Here is a 24,980-nt window from a genome sequence, read left to right on the forward strand (position 1 = left end):
AGGGTGGAGTTCAGAAAATAGATGCAGAAAACGGGTCAGGCAAACAAAGCGGGCAGCGCCTGGGCCAGATCGGCCTGCAGATCGCACACGGCTTCCAGACCGACGGCAAAGCGTACCAGACCGCCCGCATGCGGCCAAGGCGCGGTGCGGATGGACGGCACATCGTAAGGTGCACACAGGCTGATGGGGCCAGCCCAGCTCCAGCCGAGCTTGAACAAACGCAGGCTGTCGCAAAACGCATCAATCTGGCGCTGTGCAATGCCGGACTCAAAAACCACACTAAACAGGCAGGCGGCGGCCTTGGCATCGCGCTGCCACACCCCGTGACCGGGCGAACCTGGCAAGGCTGGATGCAACACCTGCGCTACGCCGGACTGACCTTGCATCCAACTGGCCAGCGCGCGCGTGGCGGCATCTTGTGCGGCGTACCGCAGTGCCATGGTGCTCAAGCCGCGCAGGACGAGCTCGGTGTCGTTGCCGCTCACACCCAAGCCCAGGCGCATGTGCGTCATCAGCACCTGCTGGTGCAGGCTTTCGTCACGGGTCACCACCGAGCCCATCAGCACGTCGGCGCCGCCACTGGGGTATTTGGTCAGCGCCTGCATCGACACGTCGACACCCATGTCAAATGCGTTGAAGGCGATGCCGGCACCCCAGGTGTTGTCCAGCACGGTCAGCACGCCACGGGTCGTGCCTTGGCGAGCTGCATTGGCTTGCTGCACCACAGCCACCAGCGCAGGGAGGTCGGGGTATTCGAGCGTGATGGAGCCAGCAGCCTCCAACCAGACAAGCCGTGTGGCCGGACCGATTTTGGCGGCCAGGTCAGATGGGTTTTGCGGGTCGTAATATCGGTGCGTGATACCCCAGGCGGCCAGCTCCACATGGGCAAAGGACTTGTTGGGGCCATAGGCGTTGTCGGGAATCAGCAGCTCGTCACCCAGGCGCAAAAAAGCCATGTCCACCAACGCCACCGCCGAAAGACCGCTGGGCACCAGCGCACAGAACCGACCACCTTCCAGGGTAGCGATCCGCTCTTCCAGGACGAAGGTGGTGGGCGTGCCATGCAGCCCGTAGGTGTAGCCGCTCTTGTCTTTCCATTCCTGGGTGCGCAAGGCTTGCACCTTGGGAAAAATGACCGTGGAAGCCTTGTGCACACCGGGCGCCACCGCCTCAAACCCTTCTGGCGCGCGGTAGGGGTGGTGAATCAGCTGGGTCGAAAGTTGGGTCATGAACGGCACACGAATGGCTCACCGCCACACAGCGGGGGACACGTCGTTGAAGCTGCCAACCCAACGCACCAGCCAACCGTCAGGCTGTGCGCCAGACCAAAACGCCGCAGCAGCTGCGTTTTCAAAGCTTCCACTTCTCCAGCAACTGCGCTGGGCGCATGCTGTCGTAGCTTTCAAAGGGCTGGTGAATCCACGGGTTCGTGGGCAAATACTCCACCGAATAATCCGGCGTAAAGGTGGACAGCTCCTTGGTCCATATCACGGCGCTGCGCAACTCTGTGATGGGAGCGTAGTTATTCTTTAACAGCCCCATCACCGCCTTGAGCGTATGACCGGAATCAGCCAAGTCGTCCACCAGCAGCACTTTGCCCGCGATTTCGCCTTTGGGCGTGGTGATGTAGCGCGCAATGTCCAAATCACCCTGCACCTTGCCCGCTTCGGCGCGGTAGGAGCTGGTGGACATGATGGCCAGTGGCTTGTCAAAAATCCGTGAAAGGATATCGCCAGGGCGCATGCCACCCCGCGCCAGACACAGAATGGTGTCAAATTCCCAACCCGACTGGTACACCTTGAGTGCGAGTTTCTCGATCAGGTTGTGGTATTCGTCGTAGGAAACGTAGAGGTGTTTTCCGTCTTCGGTCAGCATGCAAGCTCCGGGTGGGATGGTGGTTTTGGATTTTGCACGAAACGGCTGCCAGCAGCCATCAGGCGTGGTAAGGGTGGCGAATCAAAATCGTGTGATCGCGGTCAGGGCTGGTGGACACCACATGGATGGGAACACCCGTGGTTTCCTGAATCCGGTCCAGATAGCGCTGAGCGTTGACGGGCAGTTTTTCGTACTGTGTGACGCCCACCGAGGAGTCCGTCCAGCCTGGTAGCGTCTCGTAAATGGGGGTACACCGTGCAATTTCGTCAGCGCCCATGGGCAAAATGTCGATGGTCTCACCGTCCAGCTCGTATCCGGTACACAGCTTCAACTCGGTCAGGCCGTCCAACACATCCAGCTTGGTGATACACAAGCCCGTCAGCCCGTTGACTTGCGCAGAGCGTTTGAGCAATGCGGCGTCAAACCATCCACAGCGTCGCGCACGGCCAGTGGTGGTGCCCTTTTCAGCCCCCACAGTGGCCATGTGCCAGCCGGGCGTGCCTTCTTTGTCCCACTCCAGCTCGGTCGGGAACGGGCCGCCCCCCACACGGGTGCAGTAGGCTTTGGTGATACCCAGCACATAGTGCAGGAGACCCGGACCCACGCCGGCGCCGGCGGCGGCGTTGCCCGCCACACAGTTGCTGGACGTCACAAACGGGTAGGTGCCATGGTCGATGTCGAGCAAGGTGCCCTGGGCACCTTCAAACAGCAAGTTGACGCCAGCCTGGTGGGCTTCGTTCAGCTCGCGGGACACGTCCGCAATCATGGGCTTGAGCAGTTCGGCCTGGGCCATGGCTTCGGCATACACCGCATCGAACTGAATCTCGCCATCCTTCATATAGGCAGCAATTTTTTCGTCCCAATGCATGCCCGCAGAACCCAGGTAAGTGGTCAACAGATGGTTGTGCAAGTCGAGCAGTTCACTCAGCTTGGTGGCAAAACGCTCAGGGTATTTCAAGTCTTGCACGCGCAGCGCACGGCGGGCAATCTTGTCTTCGTAGGCCGGGCCAATGCCTCGGCCCGTGGTACCAATTTTGGCTGTTCCAGCCTTCTCCTTGGCGGCTTCGCGCGCAATGTCGATAGCGGCATGGAAAGGCAAGATCAACGGACATGCTTCGCTCACGCGCAAACGCGAACGCACTTCGACACCGGCTTTCTCAAGCCCGGCAATCTCCTCAAACAGCTTGCCCACCGACAACACCACACCGTTGCCGATATAGCACTTGACACCAGCGCGCATGATGCCGCTGGGAATCAGGTGCAAAGCGGTCTTTACACCATTGATCACCAGGGTGTGGCCTGCGTTGTGGCCGCCCTGAAAGCGAACCACACCTTGCGCGGTTTCGGTCAGCCAGTCCACCAGCTTGCCCTTGCCCTCGTCACCCCATTGGGTGCCAACCACGACCACGTTGCGCCCAGGTACGGCGGCGCTGTTGCTGCTTTTCATCATTTGCGGGTTTCCATTTGAATGTTCCGGACGGTCCATGCGTTAGCACGAGCAGGCTCTTTCACCAACTCGCGGTCGCAGTGAAATTCATCGACTTCTTGTTCGTGGCCAGGCAGGACGCACACCACGGTTTGACCCTGCGCGCGCAACGCAGCGACCGCCTCGCGCAAACCGGCATCCATACCCCAGGGTGCACGAATGGCCGCCACCAAGGCGCGCGGCGATACCGCCGACACCAATTCTTTCACGTCCAGACTGAAGCCCACAGCCGGGCGCTTGCGCCCAAAAACAGCGCCTACTTCGTCGTACCGACCACCCCGGGCGAGTTCGACCGATTGCCCGGCACGGCCCTGCTGACCCGCAGCAAACAAGGCAAAACGCATGCCGGTGTAATAGGCATAGCCACGCAAGTCGGCGAGGTCGATGGACACATTGAGCCCATGGGCATGCGAAGCGAGCCAGCGCAAATTGTCGAGCGCTGCATGCAGTTCGGCAGAGGGCTGGAGCACCTGCCGGGCCTCATCCAGCACGGCTACATCGCCAAACAGGCGCGGCAGCGCGCACAAGTCGCGGCGCACGGCGGGTGGCAGATCGCGGGACAGCGCATCCAGCTCCGCCACATCTTTGGCGGCCAGCGCAGCGTGGATTTGCAACACCTTGGCAGCACCCAACTGCACTGGAGACAACACGGCGTCAATCACCCGCACGTCCGCCATGTCCAGCTGCAATGGGCTGACGCCAGCAGCTTGAAGGCAGGACTGCGCCAACTCGATGACCTCCAGATCGGCCTCAAGCCCCGCATGTCCATAGATTTCTGCACCAAACTGCAAAGGTTCGCGGCTGGCAAGCGGGCGGTCGATGCGTGTGTGCACCACCGGTCCGCAATAGCTCAGACGCGCAACGCCTTGGCGGTTGAGCAGGTGTGCATCAATACGAGCCACTTGTGGTGTGCTGTCAGCGCGCAAACCCAGCGTGCGGCCCGACAACTGATCAACCAGTTTGAAGGTTTGTAAGTCGAGCGCTTCACCGGTGCCCGTGAGCAGCGATTCCAGGTGCTCAAGCAGCGGCGGCAGGACCAACTCGTAGCCATAGCCACGTGCTGTGTCCAATAAACCCCGGCGGAGTTCTTCGATGTGGCGGGCCTCGGAAGGCAAGACATCGGCAATGTGATCCGGGAGGACCCAGGCAGACATGGGCATTTTCAGGAACTGTTAAAACCGTGATTTTACCGGCCCCGCAAGGCCCTTCCCGGCGAGAGACGGCCGGACGATGGCAAATCACGAAACTGAGGCAGAAACGCCTCGATGTTTGAAGGGGTTGATTAGGCCAGCAACCAGCCCAGCAGCAGGCCACTACCGAGCGTCATCAGGCCGAAAAATCTGAGCTGCCCGTCTCGAAGCTTCAGCATTTCACCGAATGCGCGGCGCCATACGGATGGTGCGACCAGGGGCAGCAAGCCTTCAAAAATGAGCACCAGCGCCACCGCCAGCCAGAGCGCCTCCGACGGTGGCCAAGTCATCAGCGGGCCAGGTTACTGCCGCGCATACCCTTGAAGAATTCAGACGATGGATCGATAACCATCACGTCTGACTTGCCGGCAAAGCTCGATTTGTACGCGTCCAGGCTGCGGTAAAACTGGGCAAAAGCGGGGTCACGACCAAAGGCATCGGCGAAAGAAGCGGCCGCCTTGGCATCGCCCTCACCCTTGATGAGTTGGGCAGCACGGTAAGCCTCGGAAACGATGACTTCGCGCTGGCGATCGGCATCGGCGCGAATCTTTTCGCCCTCAGCAAAGCCCGTCGAACGCAGCTCATTGGCCACCCGTTTGCGCTCGGCTTCCATCCGCTGGTAGACCGATGCGGTGATGCTTTCAGCATAGTCCACACGCGTGATACGCACGTCAACAACGTCCATACCCCACGGCTTGTCAGCGCTCCTCACGGCGTTCAGCACCTCCCGCTTGACGTCGTCCATGAGTTGTTCACGGCGGGTCGAAAGCAATTCGTTCAGGGTTCGCTTATTGACCTCTTCCTGGAACGAGTTGCGCACCACCCGATTGAGCTGCAAAGCGCCGGCGCTCTCATTGATACCGACGTTGCGGATATAGGCCTGCGGGTCGCTGATGCGCCAGCGCACGTACCAATCAATCACCACGCGCTGCTTCTCAGCGGTCAGCGATGGCTCGGTGTCGGTGCTTTCCAGCGTCAACAAGCGCTTGTCGATGTACGACACATTTTGAAATGGGGGCGGCAGCTTGAAGTTGAGACCTGGCTCGGTCACGACCTGTTTGATTTGGCCGAGTTGAAAGACCACACCGAATTGACGTTGGTCCACAACGAACAGCATGGAACTGGCGATGGCTAAAGCCACCACCACAGAAGTAATGAAAAAACCAAGTTTGTTCATGGTGCTTGCTCTCTTGTCGCTTGGGTAAACGTCTTGACTTAGCGACTTTCACGCTCACGCGAGCGCGCAGCGTTGGTGCTTGGGATGGGTGCGGGGCTGTTGATCAGCGGAACCGATGAGGTCGGTGCGGCGCTACCCGATGGCGACGTCTGAGCGGTCATCTGCATGATCTTGTCCAGCGGCAAATACAGCAAGTTGGAGCCCGCCTTTGTATCCACCAACACCTTGGTAACGTTGGAATAAATTTCCTGCATGGTGTCCGTGTACATACGCTCACGGGTGACCTGAGGCGCCTTCTGGTACTCGGCGAGCACCGAACGGAAGCGTTGTGAATCACCTTCTGCCTGCGCCACGATACGTGCGCGGTAACCTTCGGCTTCTTCCGTCAAGCGCGATGCGGCACCCCGGGCACGTGGCACAACGTCATTGGCATAAGCCTCGGCTTCGTTCTTGGCCCGCTCGCGCTCTTGTCCCGCTTTCAGCACATCGTCAAAGGAAGCCTGCACCTGCTCTGGCGGGCGCACACCGCCTTGCTGCAGGTTGATACCCACCACTTCAATGCCGACCTTGTAACGGTCCAGAATGGTCTGCATCAGCACCCGAACACGGGGAGCAATTTGGTCACGCTCTTCGGCCAGAGCAGCATCCATCCGCATTTTGCCAATGACTTCGCGAACAGCCGTCTCGGCCGCTTTCACCACCGAGGCGTCAGGGTCTCGGCTTTCGAAAAGGAAGGCACGGGCATCGTTCAGGCGGTACTGCACCGCGAACTTGATCTCGACAATGTTTTGATCAATCGTCAGCATCGCCGAATCGCGCAGACCAGTTGCCGGCAACACGGTGTCACGACCCACGTCGACAGAGCGAATTTGTGTCACAAACACCGTCTCGTGGCGCTGTATCGGGTAGGGCAAGCGCCAGTTAAAACCTGCGCCCACCGAGCTGTGATACTTCCCAAACTGGGTGATGACGGCCTGCTGACCTTCTTGCACAATGAAGAAGCCGGTGCCCAGCCACACCAGCGCGGCAACACCCGCCACCAAGCCAACCCCGATGCCGGTGCTCTTGGGACTTGGGTTGAAACCCGGCACACCACCACCAGAGCCACTGCCACCGCCCTTGCCACCCAACAAACCACCAAGTTTGCGGTTGAAGTCGCGCCACAAGTCGTCAAGATCTGGTGGACCCTGGTTAGGTCCCTGACCTCGGTTAGGCCTCTGCTCACGCGGCGGCTGACGCCCATCATCTTCTCGGCCCGCTTCAGGGTCCTTTGGAGCGCCGCCATCGCCGTCACCACGGCCCCAACGCGGATCGTTCAAATTGAACATACCGAGCACCGCGCGCATGCTCTTGCGGCCAGAACCCATCAGGCCACCGCTGTTGCCCAAATCGCGAGAAGAGTTATTCAGGTTCACGTCCATGTGTTGCCAACTTTTATACGAAACAAAATCACCACATTGTGCCCAATCAGGGCAGCGAATTTTCGACTCCGTCAGACGACCCTTGCACCTCAGGGTGCATGTCGACGACCTGAGAAAGCACCCGCTCGGCCAGCATGCCACGCAATTCGGCAAGACCCTCTCCGCTGCGAGCACTCACATAGATACGAGGCACCGACTGCCCGTCCAGTTCCATCAAATCCACCAAAACAGAGGGAATCGTTGCAGCATCCATGGCGTCGAGCTTGTTGAACACCAAAACCTGCGGAATATGGTCCGCGCCGATGTCTTTCAGCACACCCATCACAGAGGCAATTTGTTCAGGATGCGCAGGGTTGGACGCATCCACCACATGCAGCAACAGATCGGCGTCCACAGCTTCTTGGAGTGTGGCGGCAAACGCGTCCACCAAACCGTGTGGCAAGTCGCGAATAAAACCCACGGTGTCAGACAACGAGACCGAACGACCGGCCTCACCCAGGTAAAGCTGGCGCGTCGTGGTGTCGAGCGTGGCAAACAACTGGTCTGCCGCGTAGGCTCGCGCCTTGACCAATCCATTGAACAACGACGACTTCCCTGCGTTGGTGTACCCCACCAGAGAAATATTGAACGCGTCGCGGCGTTCGCGTTGACGTCGCTGGGTAGCGCGCTGCTTCTTGACCTTGCCCAGACGCTCTTTGGTCCGCTTGATGGCTTCGCTGATCAATCGGCGGTCCAGCTCGATCTGCTTCTCACCTGGGCCGCCGCGCATACCAATACCGCCGCTTTGGCGCTCCAGATGCGACCAGCGGCGCACCAGCCGGGTGGAAAGGTACTGCAGGCGAGCGAGCTCGACCTGCAACTTACCTTCGTGGCTGCGAGCACGTTGAGCAAAGATTTCGAGAATGAGCAGCGTCCGGTCGTTGACCGGAATACCCAAATGACGCTCCAGGTTGCGCTGCTGTGCCGGGCTCAGAGCCTGATCAAACAACACTTCAGAAGCACCCGTGGACTGCGCCAGCAACTTGATTTCATCGGCCTTGCCTGAACCCACGAACAGCGCAGGGTCGGGCGCACGCCGTTTGCAGCTGACCCGTTCGGCTACGGTGTAGCCAGCCGTTTGGGCCAGCAAACCGAGCTCTTCCAGCCCGCCATCGAAATGGGGAAGACCAAAGTCGACACCCACCAGAATGACCGAGGGTGCAACAGTACCAGATAGGGAGGAATTCAAATCAGTCAGGCTGAGTGCAGCTGCAGCGTTTAACCGCAGCCATACGCAGCATGAGGTCCGACGGCATCAGGGACCGATTCAAGTGGATGCGGGCTCGTCCGGGCTGGCTGCAGAAAACTGCACAGGACGACCAGGAACGATGGTGGAAATGGCGTGCTTATAGACCATCTGGGTCACGGTGTTGCGCAGCAACACAACGTACTGGTCAAAAGATTCGATCTGACCCTGCAGTTTGATACCGTTGACCAGGTAGATCGAAACAGGAACGTGTTCCCGGCGAAGCTGGTTCAGGAAGGGATCTTGCAAGAGTTGGCCTTTGTTATTGCTCACGATATGCTCCGTGTTCAAATGAAGTTGATAGGACGTGCACCTTACCACACTGCAGGAAGGTGGATGGCTTGCACCCGTCCGCACCTCAGTCCTTAAAGGGATTGGTTGAAGTTTTGAATTCGATGCGCAGCGGCGTACCCACCAAGTCGAAAGCCTTGCGGAAGCGCCCTTCCAAGAACCGCTTGTAGGACTCTGGCACGTGTTCCAGTGAGTTACCGTGGATCACGATCACCGGCGGGTTCATGCCCCCTTGGTGCGCATAGCGCAGCTTGGGCCTGAACATGCCACCGCGCTGAGGTGCCTGAAAAGACACAGCCTCCAACAGCAGACGGGTCAGCACCGGCGTGGACATCTTGCGCATGGCCGAGGCATGAGCCAGACCGATCGACTTCCACACCGGGGCAAGGCCCTGCCGCTTCTGGGCCGAGATCAGGTGCAGCGAGGCAAACTTCAGGAAAGCCAGGCGGGTTTCGATTTGCCGCTCCACCTGTTCGCGCTGGTAGGCATCCACCGCATCCCATTTGTTGATGGCGATCACCACCGCGCGGCCACTTTCCAAAATGAAGCCTGCAATATGAGCGTCCTGGTCGGTGACGCCCTGGGTGGCATCCAGCAGGAGCAACACCACATGAGCGTTTTCGATCGCCTGCAGCGTTTTGACGACGGAGAACTTTTCGATCGCTTCAAACACACGACCCTTGCGGCGAATGCCAGCCGTGTCGATCAACTCAAACTTCTGGCCGTTGCGCTCAAACGGGACAGAAATGGCATCCCGGGTGGTGCCCGGCATGTCGAATGCCACCAGCCGCTCTTCACCGAGCCAGGCGTTGATCAGGGTAGACTTGCCCACATTGGGGCGCCCAGCGACCGCCAGACGGATCACCGTCGGGTCTCCCGGCTCATCCTCTTCATCTTCGGTGGAGAAACCCGGAATGCTTTCCAGTGCCTTTTCCAGCATGGACCGGATGCCCTGGCCGTGGGCGCCCGACACGGGCATGACTTCGCCCAGACCCAATTCAAAGAACTCAACCAGCTGCAAGCCCTGGGTCATGCCCTCCGCCTTGTTGGCCACTAACACCGTGGGCTTGCCCAGACGGCGCAGGTACTGCGCAATCTCGTGGTCCTGGGCGCTGATGCCAGCGCGTGCGTCCACCACAAAAATGACCACATCCGACTCGGCCACAGCCTGTCGGGTCTGCTTGGCCATTTCCCGATAAATGCCTTCACTCGCATCGGGCTCAAAGCCTCCGGTGTCGATGACGATGTATTCACTGGGACCCATGCGACCGTTGCCATAGTGGCGGTCACGGGTCAGGCCGGCAAAGTCGGCCACGATGGCGTCGCGTGAACTCGTCAGGCGGTTAAACAGGGTGGACTTGCCCACATTGGGGCGTCCCACCAGGGCGATGACGGGTTTCACGGAAAAAAGCTTTCGTTCAGGACACCGTGCGCAACATGCACACGGTCATCAAATCGTTATTGGGGACGCCAAGCGAAGACACCGCCATTGCGTGTCTGCACCACCAAGGCGTCACCCGCCAACACAGGCGCCGCCAAAATGGCGGAGCCATCGGCAGTCATGCGGGTCATTTCGGAGCCATCTTCTCGCGACAGCAAGTGCACGAGGCCCAAACTATCGCCCACCGCCACCACGCGGCCAACGGCCAAGGGCGCGGTCAGACCACGGTATTTCAAACGCTCAACTTCCCAGCCGCGTTCGCCGCTGGTGCGCTGCCAAGCCAACACTCGCCCGTCTGATTCGGTGCCGAAGACCAGGCGGTCATCGCCATGCAAACCAGTGGTTCCCTGCGCAGGCCGCGCCCAGGACACGGTGCCGCGGCCAGCATCGACACACGTCACCGCCGCCGAGTAGGCACGGGCACAAACACTGTTGCCGACCCGGCTGACCGGACCCACCACATCCACCAGACGTTCCACCTCGTTGGTACCACGCGATGTGGCCACAGGGATGTCCCACCGGATGGCGCCGTTGAGCGGATTCAAACCCGCCAGGCGACCCGCCAGACCCGCCACGAGAGAGTCGCCCACGGCAAGCAAAGCACCGGACTGGCTCAGCACCAACGGCTCAGCAGGACGCGACTGAACCCACAAGCGAGCGCCGGTCTGGCCATCAAAAGCGCGAACTGTGCGGTCGGCAGTCAACACAAACACGCGCTTGCCGGCCACCAGTGGCGCCGTGAACGAGCGCGCAGGCAAACGAACCCGCCAGATTTCCTTGCCATCGTGGATGGCCACCAGGTCGTTGCCCTGCGTAATTACAGCGGCCAGCTCGCCGTCGGAGCCAACGCCTGCGGCGATGGACTGCGCGAGATTCAGGCGCCAGATATCTTTGCCCGTCAAGGCGTCCAACGCCACCACCGTGCCTGCGCTGCCCGCTGCAAACACACGGCCAGCCACCGCAAGCGGCGCCAGCATGGCATGCGACGCGCCCACCTGTGAAGACCAAGCCACCGTGGTGCCCATGAGGCCCGCCACCGGCGCCAGTTGGGCGGGTTTGGGCTTCTCTGGGCCCGATGAACAGGCCGTGAGCGCCAACGCGATCACGCCACCCGAGACAACCCAGGCCAAACGGCTCAGCCACCCAAGCACCCCACGCAACGCGTTCACCGTGCCACCTCTGCCGTGTTGGCTAGGCTGGACACCGGTACGCCCAGCGAGGCCAGTTTGACCTCGACCAGTCGGCGGTATTCCACACGGTCGCTCAGGCCGCGCCAGGCAACTTGGTATTGCGCCTTGGCCTCTTCGGTTTTGCCCTGGGCCATGAACACGTCGCCCCGTCGGTCCGCCACCAAAGGCTCAAACGACTTCGGCACGGGCGCTTCCAGCGTCTTGAGGGCCTGATCAAAAGCCTGGGCCTCGATGTCCAACCCCACCAGGCGCAAACGGGCCACCGCTTGGTAGGCGTCGTCAGAGGCTTTCTCGGCCACCCAGGTCAGCGCGGCTCGAGCGCCATCGGCCTTGCCGGCTTCAAACAGCGTCTTGCCGGCCAACAGCCCACCCTGCGCAGCAAAGGTGGTGCCGCCGAACTTGTTTTTCATATCGGACAACGCGCGTTCCATGCGATCGGCATCGCTGGCCACGGCTGCGCGCTCAATTTCGTCGTACAACGCAGCCGCCTTGGTGGCCTGGCTGCGTTGCCAGTAATTCCAACCGTTCCAGGCAGCCATCGAGCCAAACACGGCGATCAACACCCAGGTAATGAGGTTGCCGTACTGTGCCCAGAAGTGTTTGATCTGGTCGAGTTGTTCCTGCTCTTCAAGGTCGAGGTGTTTGGCCATGGGTGCTTGTCTGTGAATAACGGGGGATTGTAGGCGGCTACCAGTAAGAGGTGAATTCGATCAATCGCTGCGCAGCCGCACGGCCCACTGCGCCACGTCGGCCAGCGGCTGCAGGGTCTGGGCGGGCAGATCGGTGCCGGCTTCACCGGGTCTTGTGCCGCGCAACGGTTTCACCGCCACCATGCCCTGCTGCAACTCGTCTGCACCGAAGATCAGCGCAAAACGGGCGCCACTGGCGTCGGCCTTTTTGAACTGCGACTTCATACTCCCCATGCCATCGGCACCACCGGCGTGCATCTGCACAGACACGCCGACCTGGCGCAGCGTTCGCAGCACCGGCATGACCAGCGGCACGCTGGCCGCATCGGGAACCACGGCGTAGACATCGGGTGTAGGCTGTTCTGGCAGAAGACCCTGCTCTTTCAGCAATTCCAGAATCCGCTCCATGCCCAGTGCCCAGCCAACTGCCGGCGCAGCCTTGCCACCAATTTGCTCAAACAGGCCGTCGTACCTGCCGCCCGCGCACACCGTGCCCTGCGAGCCGAGTTGTGTGGTCACAAACTCGAAAACCGACAGGTTGTAGTAGTCCATGCCTCGCACCAGGCGCGGGTTGATTCGGTACGTGATGCCGTGGGCATCCAGCAGGCTACGCAAGCGATTGAAGTGCTCCAGCGACTCGGCACCCAGGTGGTCCATGAGCCGTGGTGCAGCGTTGACCAGCGCCTGCATGGCCGGGTTCTTGGTGTCCAGAATGCGCAATGGATTGCTGTGCAGGCGCCGTTTGGCGTCTTCGTCCAGCTGTTCGGCATGGCCTTCCAGGTAAGCAATGAGGGCCTGGCGGTGAGCCAAACGCTCAGCCGGCTGGCCCAGGCTGTTGATTTCCAGCTCGATGCCCGTCAAGCCCAGTTCGGCCCACAGGTCGCAGGCCAGCACGATGAGCTCAGCGTCCACATCGGGCCCAGCAAAGCCAAGCGCTTCAGCGCCAAACTGGTGAAACTGGCGGTAGCGCCCACGCTGCGGACGTTCATGGCGAAACATGGGCCCCATGTAATACAGACGCTTGCCACCGTCGTACAACATAGACGCTTCCACCACCGCGCGCACCACGCCAGCCGTGTTTTCAGGCCGCAAGGTGAGCTGCTCGCCGTTGAGGCGGTCTTCAAAGGAATACATCTCCTTTTCCACGATGTCGGTCACCTCGCCCAGACCCCGAACGAACAAGGCCGTGGGCTCGACGATGGGCGTGCGCAGGTTGCGGTAGCCGTAGCGGCGCATCAGCGCACGCAGCGTGTCTTCCAGCCACTCCCAGTGCGCGGACGCAGGAGGAGCAATGTCGTTCATGCCTTTGACGGCGGTCAATTTTTCTGCCATGGATATTCTTGCGTTTGAAGCACGCTGCCCTGCTGGCGCGGGCCGCCGGACAGCATGCTGGGCCTTCAAGGCCCGTTCAGTCAGGCTGGGGTGCCGTACCGTTTTTCAATGTAGTTTTCAACAATTTGCTGAAATTCGTGCGCGATGCGGTCACCGCGCAGCGTCAGCGCCTTTTCGCCGTCAATGTAGACCGGCGCGGCAGGCGCCTCGCCGGTTCCGGGCAGGCTGATGCCGATGTCGGCGTGCTTGCTCTCCCCGGGACCGTTGACGATGCAGCCCATGACCGCGAGCTTGAGATTTTCAACGCCTGGGAAACGCGCCCGCCAGACCGGCATGGAACCCCGCAGGAAATCGTCGATTTGCTTCGCAAGCTCCTGAAAGGTGGTGCTGGTGGTGCGACCGCAACCCGGACAGGCCGTCACACTGGGCACAAAGGCACGCATGCCCAGTGCCTGCAAAATTTCCAGCGCAACCACCACCTCTTGGGTGCGCGACTCGCCCGGCTGCGGCGTGAGCGAGACGCGAATGGTATCGCCAATGCCTTGCTGCAGCAGCACCGACAACGCAGCTGTCGAAGCCACAGCCCCTTTGGTGCCCATTCCAGCTTCGGTCAGGCCGAGGTGCAGCGGGTAGTCGCAGCGCTGCGCCAGCTCTTGGTAGACAGCGATCAGGTCTTGCACGCTGCTGACCTTGCACGACAAGGTGATGTTGTTGCCGCTCAAGCCAATGGCCTCAGCCTTTTTCGCTGAATCAAGTGCCGAGGTGATCAGGGCCTCGTACATCACCTGGCGTGCGTCCCACGGCTGGCTGCGGCGGGCGTTTTCGTCCATCAGTCGGGCGAGCAGGTCCTGGTCCAGGCTGCCCCAGTTCACCCCAATGCGAATGGCCTTGTCGTATCGCGCCGCGATTTCCACCATCTGTCCAAACTGTCGATCGCCCTTGTCCCCGCGGCCCACATTGCCCGGGTTGATGCGGTACTTGGACAGCGCCTCGGCACAAGCTGGATGGTCGGTCAGCAACCGATGACCGTTGTAATGAAAGTCTCCGATGAGGGGCACATCCACGCCCATGCGGTCGAGCTGCTCACGGATGTAGGGAACGGCTTTGGCCGCTTCGTCGTTGTTGACCGTGATCCGCACCAGCTCAGAACCGGCCAGGGCCAGCTCTTTCACCTGGATGGCGGTGCCCACCGCATCAGCCGTGTCGGTGTTTGTCATGGACTGCACGCGCACTGGCGCACCACCGCCCACGGTCACGCGTCGGTCACCCCAGACCACCACGCCAGGACGGGTGTTGCGCTGCAGCACACGGCTCAGGGGTATCGGTCGAGCCCCGGCATGTTCAGTCGGGGTTGCCGTGGCGAAATCAACGCGTTTGCCGTGTTCCATGGTCACTTCACTTCAAAGCGGGCCACGCCGTTGCGTGCAAAAGACGTGGCATCAAAAGCTCGGCCCCGCACCAACACTTCAGCGTTGTCCACCCGGCCAACCACCACCGCGTAAGGCGGTGCCGCCGAAAAATCAACAACATCGCCCGACTTGAGCATGCGCTGGATCACGACGACCCCCGTGCCGTTGGTCACTTCCACCCAGGAATCCCCGGTGGCGCGAATCATCAGCAGTTTGCTGGCGTCTAGCGGTTCAGCAACGCCAGTGGCAGAAGCAGTCGTCTGTGCCGCAACCGATACCGTCGCTGCGACCAAACTCGGCGCGAGCGCAGGCGCCAGAACCACCCCGGTAGCGGCTGCATCAGCCGCTGGGGCAGGCTGCGCCAGTGAAGCCACAGCGAGGGTTGCGTTTTCGGCGGGCTCTGAAAAATTGGGCGCCACAGCGGAGGCCAGTGGCGCGTCGCCCAGCGGGGCGCTGGCTTCTGCCTCCGGAGACGTGGCCATGTTGGGCAAGAACACCAGCACGAGCGCACCCAGCATCAGGGCAATGGCGGCCAGCACCGCAGGACGAGAGAGCCAACCCGCCGGGTTGGACGGTGCACCACCTGAAGCGGCTTTGAAAGGCGTGTTGATCGCCATGCCAGAGTCGCCCAACTGAGGTGTGACCCCAGCGGGAATTTGCTCAAGAATGGGTGCGGGGTCCACTTTGAGCTGTCGGCAGGCACTGGAAGCCAGCGCGCGCGCAAACACCCTATCGGGCAGTTCTTCGTAGCGCCCGGCTTCCAGCGCTTCGAGCTTCTTCACCGGAACCTTCAAGGCTGCAGCCAGTGCCGCTATGTGAAGCCCTGCAGCCTCCCGAGCCTGACGCAACAGCAGCGGACGAACTCCCTCACTATCGGTGACCACGGCTGCAGCAGCCTCTTGTGCTGACCAATCACTCATCGAACGCCCCACGTTGGTAAAAAGTCCACTCCCGCGACTGCGGGTAGCGGCGGCTCAACTGCTGAGCCAACTGTTGCATGGCTTCGGCGTTGCCAAGTCGGCGCTCCACCTTGATACCCAGCCAGAGCGTTTCGGCATTGGCGAGATCGGAATTGTTCAAGCGCCGGATATAGAACTGGGCACGCGAATCGTCACCGCGGCGAAACAACAAGGAAGACAGGTTGTAGCCGGTGATCGGGTTGCCGGCATCCAGTTCGTAAGATCGCGCAAAACTGCCTTCGGCCTCGGGGTACTGCCCCATGCGCGTCTGGCAAATCCCTTTGGCCATGTAAGTTTTGGCTTGACCGGCGTACGCGGGGGTGGCCAGCGCACGCGTGAAAAGCTCGACCGCTTGCGCATGGCGACCCAACTGGCATGAAAACCAGCCGTAGTTGTGCAGCGCGTCTGGGTCGCGCGGGTTGATCTGCAAGGCACGCTGAAAGCTGTCCTGGGCCAGGCGGTTGTCGTTCAGGCGCATGTACACCAACCCACGCAACACAAAGGCCGGGCCATAGGTCGGGTCGGCAGCCAGCGACTGCTTGATTTCATCCAGGGCGACGGTGGTCTGACCCTGCTCGAAATAACCCGACGCCAGCTCTAGGCGCAGACGCGCCCGCTTGCGAGCATCGGGCTCGTCAAAATCGGTCACTGGCTCGGCGTTGGCAGGCGCGGCACCCACACCGCCTGCGCAACCGGTGAGCAACAGCTGGCCGCATGCCAGCGTTGCAAAGAGCAAGAGCCAGGCCAATGCGCGACGCACAGCGCCATCCCGACAGAAGCTTTTCGGCGTCCGTGACCCAAAGCGAAGCACTTGTGTCATGTCTGTCTTTCTCGTGCAGAGGGATGAAACCGAATGGGCTGCTCGACCACCGTGCGCCGCTGCGCCAGCCGCTGTGCCGCGTTGGTGCGATCGAGCACATCGCCAGCCAGCTGACCGCAAGCAGCATCGATGTCGTCACCGCGCGTCTTGCGCACGGTCGTCACCAGCCCGCCTTCGTTCAGGATTTGTCCAAACCGCAGCACCACAGCACGTGGCGAACACTTGAGGCCAGAATCCGGGAACGGGTTGAATGGAATGAGGTTGATCTTGCAGGGCACACCGCGTGCGCCGTGGCCTTTGACGAGCGCCAGCAGTTGCTGGGCATGCTCGGGCTGGTCGTTCACGCCATCGAGCATGCAATATTCAAAAGTGATGAAATCGCGCGGCGCTGCCGGCAGGTAGCGCAAGCAAGCATCCAGCAATTCGGCAATGGGGTATTTGCGGTTCAGCGGCACCAGAGAATCGCGCAGGGCGTCGTTGGGCGCGTGCAGCGACACGGCCAACGCCACCGGGCAATCTTTGGCGAGCCGGTCCATCATGGGCACAACGCCCGAGGTAGACACGGTGACACGTCGGCGCGAAAGGCCATAGCCGTGGTCGTCCAGCATCACACGCAGCGCCGGCACCAAGGCGTTGTAGTTTTGCAGGGGCTCACCCATGCCCATCATCACCACATTGGTGATCACGCGCTCTGTTTTGCCCAAGTGCTTGCGCAAAAAATGCTCGGCATGCCACAGCTGCGCCACAATTTCACCGGTGGTGAGGTTGCGCGAAAAACCTTGGTGGCCGGTGGAACAAAAACGGCATCCCACAGCGCAGCCGGCCTGGGATGAAATGCACAAGGTGCCTCTGTCGTCTTCGGGGATGAAGACGGTTTCAACAGCGTTGCCGCCGCCGACATCGAACAACCATTTGATGGTGCCGTCGGCGGAATCCTGCCGTGAAAGCACGGGCAGATCGGTGATATGACACACCGAGGGAAGCTTCTCACGCAGGCTGCGAGCGAGATCGGTCATCTCGTCGAAACGGGACGCCCCCTTTTGATGAATCCAGCGAAACAGCTGAACGGCGCGAAACCGCTTTTCGCCCAGCTGTTCGCAGTAGGCGGCCAAGCCTTCGAGATCGAAGTCCAGCAGATTGGCCGTCATGGGAGCAACGCGGCGCCAACACGCCCCCAGCTGGCCGACACCCGCCGGGCGGACAGCGACACAACGTGGAGCGCGCGGGCCATATTCAACGCGAGTAAACGTTCATGCCGGCAAAGAAGAACGCGATTTCAGCGGCGGCTGTCTCAGGCGCGTCGGAACCGTGCACCGCATTGGCATCGATGCTGTCAGCGAAGTCGGCGCGGATGGTGCCAGCGTCGGCTTTCTTGGGATCGGTAGCGCCCATCAGGTCGCGGTTTTTGGCAATTGCGCCTTCGCCTTCCAGCGCCTGGATCATCACCGGGCCGGAAATCATGAAGTCCACCAGGTCCTTGAAGAAAGGACGCTCTTTGTGCACGCCATAGAACGCTTCGGCTTCGCCGCGCGACAGGTGAGCCATGCGAGCAGCCACCACTTTCAGGCCAGCAGCTTCGAAACGGGCGTAGATCTGGCCAATGACGTTTTTAGCAACGGCGTCGGGCTTGATGATGGAGAGGGTGCGTTCGATGGCCATATTATTTCCTTGAATTGACAGATAAATGATTGCGTTTTGCGCTCAATCGCAAAGCCCATGATTCTACATTGCCCTCATGAAAAGCAAGGGGCACAGCCAGGGATTACCGACTGCATGAATCACCGCAGCCCAAGCCCGCAAACACCGGGTCAGCGGCTACCGGAGCGCCCACCCCCGGAACCACCGCCACCGCCACCCCTGCGGCGACCACCCGCAGGGCGGCTGGACTCTTCCTCGCGCCGGCGCTGCAGTGCGTCCTGACCAATGTAGCCAAAAGACGTTTTCATCGGATCGGGCTGTGACGAGCTGCCACCGGGCCCCTTACCCCCACGGCCCTTGGGTGCATTGGGGTTGCTGGCTGGGGGGCTAAACATGCTGCTGCGCCGCACGGCCGGCGCTTCACCGCGGCTGCCCGCCGGGTTTCCGTAATTGCGACCGCCGGTCTTGGGCGCTTGTTTGCCACGGGCGCCCGGATGGCGGCCAGCCGGAGGGCGCGCAGACCGTTCGGAACCGGGTGCGGACATGCCCGCAGCGGCCGTCAACCGATCGATGTCTTGCTGGTCCAGCTCCACCCACACCCCTCGCTTGAGGCCACGCGGCAGCATCATGGCGCCGTAGCGAATGCGGATCAAGCGGCTGACCGCGTGGCCGACCGCTTCAAACATACGCCGCACCTCGCGGTTGCGGCCTTCACCAATGGTGACGCGGTACCAACAGTTGGCACCTTCGCCGCCACCATCTTCAATGCTGGCGAACTGCGCCATGCCGTCGTCGAGCCGCACGCCGTCCAGCAAGCGCTGCTTTTCTTCGTTCGACAAAGCGCCGAGCACACGCACGGCGTATTCGCGCTGTAGGCCGAAACGTGGATGCATCAGGCGGTTGGCCAGTTCCCCGGAATCGGTCAGCAGCAGCAAGCCTTCGGTGTTCAGGTCCAGCCGCCCCACGGACTGCCATTTGCTCTGGTACAGGCGCGGCAGGCGGCGAAACACCGACGGGCGGTTTTGCGGGTCGTCATGCGACACCACCTCGCCCGCAGGCTTGTGGTAGGCCAGCACGCGCGGCGGGGGCGGCGTCATGCGCACCCGGACCTGTTTGCCGTTGACGCGGATCACATCACCCAGCTGGATGCGTTGACCCACGTGGGCGGGCTCACCGTTGACCGAAATGCGGCCTTCCAGAATGAGCTGCTCCATTTCGAGCCGCGACCCCATGCCAGCCTGCGCCAGTACCTTGTGCAGCTTGGGCGACTCGGCCTGCGGAGCGAGCACGCGCTTGGTGGGCACAGGCAGGTCCAGCTCTTGCTCGGCATCAAACGCACCGCTCACCACGTCGTCGAACTGCAAAGCCTCGGGCTCCGTTGAACGCTGGGCGGGTTTGGCGGCGGCAGGCGGCGGCGCGGCAGCGGAAGCGCCCACCACAGCCGAAGCCTCGGGCGCGTTATCTGGCGTGGCGTCAGGCGGATTGTTGGGGGTTTGTGCCGGGTTCATGGTGTTCTTGTGTGGAGGGTTCCAACAGCAGAGGGTCGGATACGGGGGCGGAGAAAAGAGTGTGAGGGGCTGCTGCTGCCCCTGGGTTGGGTGGTGTCGAGGCCTCGGCGGCCACCTCAACCAGGAGGTCGGCTGCGTCCGACTGAAGGCTGGAAGAAAGCGATTCGAAGTCCAGTCGGTCGAGCGCCGATTCCTGCACTTCGCTGCCGTCCAGGTGCGGCAATTGATCAAGCGACGCAAGGCCCAGGTCGTCTAGGAACTGGCGCGTGGTGGAAAACAAGGCGGGGCGGCCCACCGTTTCACGGTGGCCGATCACCTCGACCCATCCCCGGTCTTCAAGCTGCTTGAGAATCAGCGAGTTGATGGTCACGCCGCGAATGTCTTCCATGTCGCCACGCGTGACCGGCTGGCGGTAGGCGATGATGGCCAGCGTTTCCATGGTGGCACGGGTGTATTTGGGCGGCTTTTCAGGATGCAGCCTGTCGAGGTAGGAGCGCAGCTCGGGGCGGCTCTGAAAACGCCAGCCGCTGGCCACCTGCACCAGCTCGACCCCGCGCCCCGTCCATTCCAGCTGAAGGTCGGCCAACAGGGATTTGAGCGTGTCGGGGGACACTTCCATGTCAAACAGCACGCCCAGCTCCCGCACGGTCAGCGGTTGGGGCGCGCAGATCAATGCGGTCTCAAGGACGCGCTTGGCATCCGCGGTATTCATCGTGTGTGTCTGTCTAAAACCGGCTTGCGGCTCGGTCGGGGTCGATCACCATGCAAATACAACCCGCCGCGACGACCCGGCAAAGGGTGACAGTCAGGGCGGGCATCCGAATCATCGGACTTCAGCAAGGCTCTGGGGACTTCGTGGCCCAGAGCGCTGGAAAGCATCAGGAAGCTGGGGAAAAGGGGGTGCTGCAGTGTCATGCACCCCACCAGAGCCTGCAAACAGGTGTCTTTGGTATCAACCCAGCGATAGGAGATTGTACTGGAGGCCGCTTTGATCCAGTGCACCCATGAAATCGGCCGGCGGCGTGGACTGAAAATCGAGCGTCTGACCCCTGGTAGGGTGCTGCAGACGCAACCGGGTGGCGTGCAGCGCCTGACGGTCCATGCCCCACAAGGCACGCCCGCCGTACAGCGTGTCGCCCACCAGGGGGTGCCCAAGCCAAGCCATGTGCACGCGAATTTGGTGCGTGCGGCCGGTGTGAAGCTTGCAAGCCACCAGGCAGGCCTGGTCAGAGCCTTCCAGTAACGTGAAGGTGGTCTGGGCTGGCTTGCCTGAGGTGCCGTCCTGCAACACCACCGCCATGCGCAGGCGGTTGCGGATATCGCGTCCGATGGGTTGGTCCACGCCCTGCTCCAAAGCCCCGGTCCAACGCCCATGGGCCAGCGCCAGGTATTGCCGGTTCACCTCACGCGCGGCGATGGCCCTCACCAGCGCTTCAACCGCCTGGCGGCTCTTGCCCACCAGCATCAGGCCCGAGGTGTCTTTGTCCAGCCGGTGCACGATACCGGCGCGCGGCAAACTGGCTGCGCCGGCGTGGTGGGCAAGCAGACCGTTGAGCAGGGTGCCGCTCCAGTTGCCTGCGGCGGGGTGCACCACCAGTCCAGCGGGCTTGTTGATCACCAGCAAATCGGCGTCTTCATACACCACGTCGAGCGCCATGGCCTGCGGCACAAAGGCCATGGCCTGCTGGGTGGGACGCAACTCCACCTGCAACAGGTCGCCCGCTGCAATGCGGGCGGCCTGCTTGATCAACGCTGTGCCGCGCCGTTGCACCGCGCCGTCGGCCATGAGCTGCTGCAGGTAGGAGCGCGAAAATTCGGGGATCAGGCGGGCCAAAGCCCGGTCGATGCGCCAGCCATGCATGTCGGTGGGCACCTCGCACAGGCGAATTTCGATCTCTGCCAGTCCTTCGTCGGCCACATAGGCCCCATCCGGCGCATCATCGGGTGCAGACGCGAGCTGCACCCCCGTCGATATAATTTCAGTGGCCAAAACCTGGTTGTTCCGTTGTAAAGGTATGCGAGTGATGCTTCTGTCCAGATTATCTGCTGTGTCACTGCGCCTGATGGGCGCTGTCTTGGTCCTGTCTGGCTGCGCCGGCGGCAAGACGGTGGATCAAACCGCCGGCTGGAGCCCCAACAAACTCTACGCCGAAGCGCGCGACGAGCGGGATGCCGGCAATTTTGAAAAAGCCATCACGCTGTATGAAAAGCTGGAAGGCCGTGCGGCCGGCACACCCCTGGCCCAGCAAGCCCAACTGGACAAAGCCCACACGCATTACAAAGCGGGTGAGCCGGCCCAAGCCCTGGCGACCATTGACCGCTTCATGCGTCTGCACCCCTCCAGCCCGGCGCTTGACTACGCGTTGTACCTCAAGGGCTTGGCCAGCTTCAACGACAACCTGGGTCTGTTTGGATCGCTGTCTCGCCAGGACCTGTCTGAGAGGGACCAGAAAGCGGCCAAAGAATCGTTTGAAGCCTTCCGCGATCTGGTGACGCGCTTCCCCGACTCCCGCTACACCCCGGACGCGCGCTCGCGCATGACCTACATCGTCAACTCGCTGGCGCAGTATGAGGTGCACGTAGCCCGCTATTACCACAGCCGTGGCGCCTATCTGGCGGCCATTGGCCGCGCCCAGACCGCCCTGGTGGACTACACCGATGCGCCCGCGCTGGAAGAGGCTTTGTACATTTTGGTCCAGTCTTACGAGGCGCTGGGCTTGACGCAGTTGCGCGACGACGCCCGCCGGGTCATGCTGGCCAGCTACCCCAGCAGCGAATACCTGAGCAAGGGTTTCAAGGGTTCGAACGATCCTTGGTGGAAAGTCTGGTAAACCCATCCGGTTAGGCGCCTGCTCGGCAGAAGGCATTGGAGCGAAACGGGTAGGGAAAGAGCCCCATTTGGCCCTGCTTTTGAGGACTTTAGCTGTTGCCACAGTGGGAAAAACAGGGGCGAGGTGGGACTTTTCTCCGTCCGTTGCACCCGATGCGCTTCTGCCGCGCGGGCCCTTAGGCCGTCAGCCGGGCGCCAGCGCAACAGGCGTCTTTGAAGCCAGTGTATTTAAGGCCAACACCATGTCGGCCTCGTCCACGAGACGCGGCATGGGCGGCAAGGCCGCCAACAGCTGGTGGCCATAAGACCGCGTGACCAGGCGGCGGTCTGCAATTACCAAAACACCCCTGTCCGTCTCCGACCGAATCAAACGGCCGGCACCTTGCTTGAGCGCCATCGCCGCTTCAGGCAGGTAGCAGCCGGCGAACGCACCCTGCCCCGCCGCCTCCAGCTGGCGCGCCCTGGCTTCGATCAGCGGATCGTCGGGTGATGGAAAAGGCAACTTGTCGATCACCAGCAGCTGCAGCACGTCCCCCGCCAGATCCACGCCCTCCCAAAATGAGGCCGAGGCCACCAAAATAGCGCCCGCAAGGTCGGTCTTCGGGGCGCCGGCGGCGCGAAAGCGGGCCAGCAGCAACCTTTTGGACATATGGCCTTGGCCCAGTACCGACAGTGGCGCACAGCGCCCCTCGGCCACCAGCGTGTTGAGCTGTTCAGTCATGCGGCGTGCTGCGCGCAAGGTGGTGGTCAGCACCAGCGTGCGCCCACCCAACACCGAAGCCCAGCGCGCCACGGCCTCGGCCAGCACCGGCGTGTGGGCGGCATCGGCGGGCTCAGGCAGGTCATGGGGGATGTACAGGGCGGCCTGAGCGGTGCGGTCAAACGGGCTGGGTACTCGCAGGGTGCGCACGCGGGCCACGGCATCCAGGCCCAGGCGCTGGGTGAACCAGCTCAAGGCATCGTCATGTCCCAGCGTGGCCGAGGTAAACACCCAGCTGCGGCCGTCGACCGCCTCACCAAGCAGGTCGCGAAAAAGGGCGGCGCTGTCCAGCGGCGCCGCCACCAAGCGCCACGCCACAGCTTGGGCATGCCCGCCACCCCATTCCAACCAGCGAACCAGGCCACCCGGTGTGGCCGACGCACCGACTTGCGTGAACCGGCCCCACACAGCTTGCGTGCGCAACACCCGCTCGTGCAAATGGCCCAGCTCGGCTGCGGCGTCACAGGTGAGCGCCAGCGCGTTTTGAACGCCCGACAGGGCGCGTGCCACGCCAGCCACTGCCAAGCACCAGGCGCTGGCCTCCAGCCCTTCGGGCCCGAGTTGCGCCCATCGGCTGCGCTGCCCGGCACCCAGCGTGCCACGCAGCAACTGAGACACCAAACGGGCTGCGTGCTCAAGCTCCAGCGCCAGATGGCTCCAGGGCCGCATGCCGCGCGCCCATTGAGAGCCCAGGCTCGACACCTCGCAGGCCAGCTCGCGCAGCACGCTGGATCCTATCGATTGGCCCACAAACTGAATGCCTGCATCGTTCAGCTGGTGCGCCTCGTCAAAAACCACCACCTCGGCGCGGGGCAACAGGCTGCCCTTGCCAGCCTCGCGCACGTCCTGGTCAGCAAAAAAAAGGTGGTGGTTGATCACCACCCAGTCGGCCTGCTGCGCTTCGTGGCGCGCCTGGTTCACATGGCACAGCGCGAGCCGTGGGCAGGCGCCGCCCAAGCAATTGTCGCGGGTCGAACCAACCAGCCCGCGCAGAGGCGAGGCATCGTCCAGACCCGGTAGCTCGGCCAGATCACCGCTAACCGATGCCATGGCCCACCGCTGAATCTGCTCCAACCCTGCGGTCAGAGCCGGATCACGCAGCCCCACGCCCGCACCGCTTCTGGCTTGTTCCAGGCGCTGCACACACACATAGCTGGCACGCCCCTTGAGCAAAGCCGCCCGCACAGGCACGCCCAGCGCCCGACTCACAGCGGGGATGTCGCGCGAAAAAAGTTGGTCTTGCAGCGCTTGGGTCGCGGTGGACAGCAGCGCGCGCCGACCACTGAGCAACACCGGCACCAAATACGCGAAGGTTTTACCCACCCCCGTGCCTGCTTCGACCACCAGGCGCTCACCGGCTTGCACCGCGCGGGCCACGGCGCTTGCCATGTCCAACTGGGCCATACGCGGACGCAGACTCCCCGCGCTGCGCGCAAGCGGACCATCCACGGCAAAGGCCGCCGCCACATCCCGTTCCAATGCCGTCACACAACCTCCGCAGAGTGCACCGAACCGCGCTGCGCCCGACAAGCCGACCCGGCCAGCCGAGCGGGCCCATTGCAGCAGCGCGGTCGCCAAAATTTTGATCATAGCTGCCGGGAGTATGTAGGCTTAAGTGGTTACCATCAAATCCATTGTTGGCATGCTGCTCAAGTTGCTCGCAGGGACTCACCCAGAGC

At 62.0% G+C, this 24,980-nt stretch carries 23 protein-coding genes; 1 reads left to right on the forward strand and 22 read right to left on the reverse strand.

Annotation, left to right across the window (positions count from 1 at the left end):
• Nucleotides 1-35: 35 nt before the first annotated feature.
• The 21 genes from ACTG4K_RS06860 to ACTG4K_RS06960 all read right to left on the reverse strand — a co-directional run bounded on the left by ACTG4K_RS06860 (nucleotide 36) and on the right by ACTG4K_RS06960 (nucleotide 21,701).
• Complete coding sequence (locus ACTG4K_RS06860; RefSeq protein ID WP_439113439.1) at nucleotides 36-1,229, reverse strand: PLP-dependent transferase; 1,194 nt, start codon at nucleotides 1,227-1,229, stop codon at nucleotides 36-38.
• A 121-nt stretch (nucleotides 1,230-1,350) separates the two neighbouring features.
• Nucleotides 1,351-1,875 carry a phosphoribosyltransferase gene (locus ACTG4K_RS06865; RefSeq protein ID WP_439113440.1) on the reverse strand — a complete coding sequence of 175 codons (525 nt, stop codon included), beginning with the start codon at nucleotides 1,873-1,875 and terminating at the stop codon, nucleotides 1,351-1,353.
• Nucleotides 1,876-1,933: 58 nt separating this feature from the next.
• Nucleotides 1,934-3,322, reverse strand: coding sequence for an adenylosuccinate synthase (locus ACTG4K_RS06870; protein WP_439113589.1), 1,389 nt, complete (start codon nucleotides 3,320-3,322; stop codon nucleotides 1,934-1,936).
• Nucleotides 3,322-4,515, reverse strand: a complete 1,194-nt coding sequence (locus ACTG4K_RS06875; protein ID WP_439113441.1) for an ATP phosphoribosyltransferase regulatory subunit — start codon at nucleotides 4,513-4,515, stop codon at nucleotides 3,322-3,324. Before ACTG4K_RS06875 ends, ACTG4K_RS06870 begins: the two co-directional genes overlap by 1 nt.
• Before the next feature lie 128 nt (nucleotides 4,516-4,643).
• Nucleotides 4,644-4,841 (reverse strand): DUF2065 domain-containing protein, encoded by a 198-nt coding sequence (locus ACTG4K_RS06880; protein ID WP_439113442.1) that lies wholly within the window; start codon nucleotides 4,839-4,841, stop codon nucleotides 4,644-4,646.
• Nucleotides 4,841-5,728, reverse strand: coding sequence for a protease modulator HflC (hflC, locus tag ACTG4K_RS06885; RefSeq protein ID WP_439113443.1), 888 nt, complete (start codon nucleotides 5,726-5,728; stop codon nucleotides 4,841-4,843). Before hflC ends, ACTG4K_RS06880 begins: the two co-directional genes overlap by 1 nt.
• 38 nt (nucleotides 5,729-5,766) lie before the next feature.
• Nucleotides 5,767-7,095 carry an FtsH protease activity modulator HflK gene (gene hflK / locus ACTG4K_RS06890; RefSeq protein WP_439113590.1) on the reverse strand — a complete coding sequence of 443 codons (1,329 nt, stop codon included), beginning with the start codon at nucleotides 7,093-7,095 and terminating at the stop codon, nucleotides 5,767-5,769.
• A 100-nt stretch (nucleotides 7,096-7,195) separates the two neighbouring features.
• On the reverse strand, nucleotides 7,196-8,386 hold the full coding sequence (gene hflX / locus ACTG4K_RS06895) for a GTPase HflX (protein ID WP_439113591.1): 1,191 nt from the start codon (nucleotides 8,384-8,386) through the stop codon (nucleotides 7,196-7,198).
• Nucleotides 8,387-8,455: 69 nt separating this feature from the next.
• Nucleotides 8,456-8,725 carry an RNA chaperone Hfq gene (hfq, locus tag ACTG4K_RS06900; RefSeq protein WP_439113444.1) on the reverse strand — a complete coding sequence of 90 codons (270 nt, stop codon included), beginning with the start codon at nucleotides 8,723-8,725 and terminating at the stop codon, nucleotides 8,456-8,458.
• Between the two features lie 67 nt (nucleotides 8,726-8,792).
• Nucleotides 8,793-10,127, reverse strand: a complete 1,335-nt coding sequence (gene der, locus ACTG4K_RS06905) for a ribosome biogenesis GTPase Der (protein ID WP_439113445.1) — start codon at nucleotides 10,125-10,127, stop codon at nucleotides 8,793-8,795.
• 56 nt (nucleotides 10,128-10,183) lie between these two features.
• Nucleotides 10,184-11,326 (reverse strand): outer membrane protein assembly factor BamB, encoded by a 1,143-nt coding sequence (gene bamB / locus ACTG4K_RS06910; protein WP_439113592.1) that lies wholly within the window; start codon nucleotides 11,324-11,326, stop codon nucleotides 10,184-10,186.
• Between the two features lie 5 nt (nucleotides 11,327-11,331).
• Nucleotides 11,332-12,006, reverse strand: coding sequence for a YfgM family protein (locus ACTG4K_RS06915; RefSeq protein WP_439113446.1), 675 nt, complete (start codon nucleotides 12,004-12,006; stop codon nucleotides 11,332-11,334).
• A gap of 60 nt (nucleotides 12,007-12,066) precedes the next feature.
• Nucleotides 12,067-13,377, reverse strand: a complete 1,311-nt coding sequence (hisS, locus tag ACTG4K_RS06920; RefSeq protein ID WP_439113447.1) for a histidine--tRNA ligase — start codon at nucleotides 13,375-13,377, stop codon at nucleotides 12,067-12,069.
• 80 nt (nucleotides 13,378-13,457) lie between these two features.
• Nucleotides 13,458-14,765: a flavodoxin-dependent (E)-4-hydroxy-3-methylbut-2-enyl-diphosphate synthase gene (gene ispG, locus ACTG4K_RS06925; protein ID WP_439113448.1), complete on the reverse strand. Its 1,308-nt coding sequence runs from the start codon at nucleotides 14,763-14,765 to the stop codon at nucleotides 13,458-13,460.
• A gap of 2 nt (nucleotides 14,766-14,767) precedes the next feature.
• Entirely contained in the window at nucleotides 14,768-15,706 is a 939-nt protein-coding gene (locus tag ACTG4K_RS06930; RefSeq protein WP_439113449.1) for a helix-turn-helix domain-containing protein, read from the reverse strand.
• Nucleotides 15,699-16,505, reverse strand: a complete 807-nt coding sequence (pilW, locus tag ACTG4K_RS06935; protein ID WP_439113450.1) for a type IV pilus biogenesis/stability protein PilW — start codon at nucleotides 16,503-16,505, stop codon at nucleotides 15,699-15,701. Before pilW ends, ACTG4K_RS06930 begins: the two co-directional genes overlap by 8 nt.
• Before the next feature lie 56 nt (nucleotides 16,506-16,561).
• Nucleotides 16,562-17,713 (reverse strand): 23S rRNA (adenine(2503)-C(2))-methyltransferase RlmN, encoded by a 1,152-nt coding sequence (gene rlmN, locus ACTG4K_RS06940; RefSeq protein WP_439113451.1) that lies wholly within the window; start codon nucleotides 17,711-17,713, stop codon nucleotides 16,562-16,564.
• 85 nt (nucleotides 17,714-17,798) lie between these two features.
• Nucleotides 17,799-18,224: a nucleoside-diphosphate kinase gene (gene ndk, locus ACTG4K_RS06945; protein ID WP_439113452.1), complete on the reverse strand. Its 426-nt coding sequence runs from the start codon at nucleotides 18,222-18,224 to the stop codon at nucleotides 17,799-17,801.
• A 149-nt stretch (nucleotides 18,225-18,373) separates the two neighbouring features.
• The gene (locus ACTG4K_RS06950) at nucleotides 18,374-19,711 is read right to left on the reverse strand and encodes a pseudouridine synthase (protein ID WP_439113453.1); all 1,338 of its coding nucleotides are present in this window, start codon (nucleotides 19,709-19,711) and stop codon (nucleotides 18,374-18,376) included.
• Nucleotides 19,677-20,423 carry an SMC-Scp complex subunit ScpB gene (gene scpB / locus ACTG4K_RS06955; protein WP_439113454.1) on the reverse strand — a complete coding sequence of 249 codons (747 nt, stop codon included), beginning with the start codon at nucleotides 20,421-20,423 and terminating at the stop codon, nucleotides 19,677-19,679. The genes ACTG4K_RS06950 and scpB overlap by 35 nt, the downstream gene beginning before the upstream one ends.
• Before the next feature lie 240 nt (nucleotides 20,424-20,663).
• Nucleotides 20,664-21,701 carry an RluA family pseudouridine synthase gene (locus ACTG4K_RS06960; protein WP_439113455.1) on the reverse strand — a complete coding sequence of 346 codons (1,038 nt, stop codon included), beginning with the start codon at nucleotides 21,699-21,701 and terminating at the stop codon, nucleotides 20,664-20,666.
• 34 nt (nucleotides 21,702-21,735) lie between these two features.
• On the opposite strand from ACTG4K_RS06960, the gene ACTG4K_RS06965 reads away from it, so the two are divergent.
• Nucleotides 21,736-22,542, forward strand: a complete 807-nt coding sequence (locus ACTG4K_RS06965; protein ID WP_439113456.1) for an outer membrane protein assembly factor BamD — start codon at nucleotides 21,736-21,738, stop codon at nucleotides 22,540-22,542.
• A gap of 183 nt (nucleotides 22,543-22,725) precedes the next feature.
• Here the strand turns inward: ACTG4K_RS06965 and ACTG4K_RS06970 are convergent, their stop codons facing one another.
• On the reverse strand, nucleotides 22,726-24,891 hold the full coding sequence (locus ACTG4K_RS06970; protein ID WP_439113457.1) for an ATP-dependent DNA helicase: 2,166 nt from the start codon (nucleotides 24,889-24,891) through the stop codon (nucleotides 22,726-22,728).
• Nucleotides 24,892-24,980: the final 89 nt, after the last annotated feature.

The sequence above is a fragment of the Hydrogenophaga sp. genome (genome assembly GCF_965657535.1).
In the GTDB taxonomy this organism is placed as follows: domain Bacteria; phylum Pseudomonadota; class Gammaproteobacteria; order Burkholderiales; family Burkholderiaceae_C; genus Hydrogenophaga.

What these genes read in the sequence shown, in the direction of transcription:
- ACTG4K_RS06915 (WP_439113446.1), bottom strand. Translation starts at nt 12,006, where the DNA reads ATGGCCAAACACCTCGACCTTGAAGAGCAGGAACAACTCGACCAGATC.
- ispG (WP_439113448.1), bottom strand. Translation starts at nt 14,765, where the DNA reads ATGGAACACGGCAAACGCGTTGATTTCGCCACGGCAACCCCGACTGAA.
- ACTG4K_RS06930 (WP_439113449.1), bottom strand. Translation starts at nt 15,706, where the DNA reads ATGAGTGATTGGTCAGCACAAGAGGCTGCTGCAGCCGTGGTCACCGAT.
- hflK (WP_439113590.1), bottom strand. Translation starts at nt 7,095, where the DNA reads ATGGGTTCTGGCCGCAAGAGCATGCGCGCGGTGCTCGGTATGTTCAAT.
- ACTG4K_RS06880 (WP_439113442.1), bottom strand. Translation starts at nt 4,841, where the DNA reads ATGACTTGGCCACCGTCGGAGGCGCTCTGGCTGGCGGTGGCGCTGGTG.
- ACTG4K_RS06965 (WP_439113456.1), top strand. Translation starts at nt 21,736, where the DNA reads ATGCTTCTGTCCAGATTATCTGCTGTGTCACTGCGCCTGATGGGCGCT.
- rlmN (WP_439113451.1), bottom strand. Translation starts at nt 17,713, where the DNA reads ATGACGGCCAATCTGCTGGACTTCGATCTCGAAGGCTTGGCCGCCTAC.
- scpB (WP_439113454.1), bottom strand. Translation starts at nt 20,423, where the DNA reads ATGAATACCGCGGATGCCAAGCGCGTCCTTGAGACCGCATTGATCTGC.
- hisS (WP_439113447.1), bottom strand. Translation starts at nt 13,377, where the DNA reads ATGGCAGAAAAATTGACCGCCGTCAAAGGCATGAACGACATTGCTCCT.
- ACTG4K_RS06970 (WP_439113457.1), bottom strand. Translation starts at nt 24,891, where the DNA reads ATGATCAAAATTTTGGCGACCGCGCTGCTGCAATGGGCCCGCTCGGCT.
- ACTG4K_RS06865 (WP_439113440.1), bottom strand. Translation starts at nt 1,875, where the DNA reads ATGCTGACCGAAGACGGAAAACACCTCTACGTTTCCTACGACGAATAC.
- ACTG4K_RS06870 (WP_439113589.1), bottom strand. Translation starts at nt 3,322, where the DNA reads ATGAAAAGCAGCAACAGCGCCGCCGTACCTGGGCGCAACGTGGTCGTG.
- ACTG4K_RS06875 (WP_439113441.1), bottom strand. Translation starts at nt 4,515, where the DNA reads ATGTCTGCCTGGGTCCTCCCGGATCACATTGCCGATGTCTTGCCTTCC.
- hflC (WP_439113443.1), bottom strand. Translation starts at nt 5,728, where the DNA reads ATGAACAAACTTGGTTTTTTCATTACTTCTGTGGTGGTGGCTTTAGCC.
- ndk (WP_439113452.1), bottom strand. Translation starts at nt 18,224, where the DNA reads ATGGCCATCGAACGCACCCTCTCCATCATCAAGCCCGACGCCGTTGCT.
- ACTG4K_RS06950 (WP_439113453.1), bottom strand. Translation starts at nt 19,711, where the DNA reads ATGAACCCGGCACAAACCCCCAACAATCCGCCTGACGCCACGCCAGAT.
- ACTG4K_RS06860 (WP_439113439.1), bottom strand. Translation starts at nt 1,229, where the DNA reads ATGACCCAACTTTCGACCCAGCTGATTCACCACCCCTACCGCGCGCCA.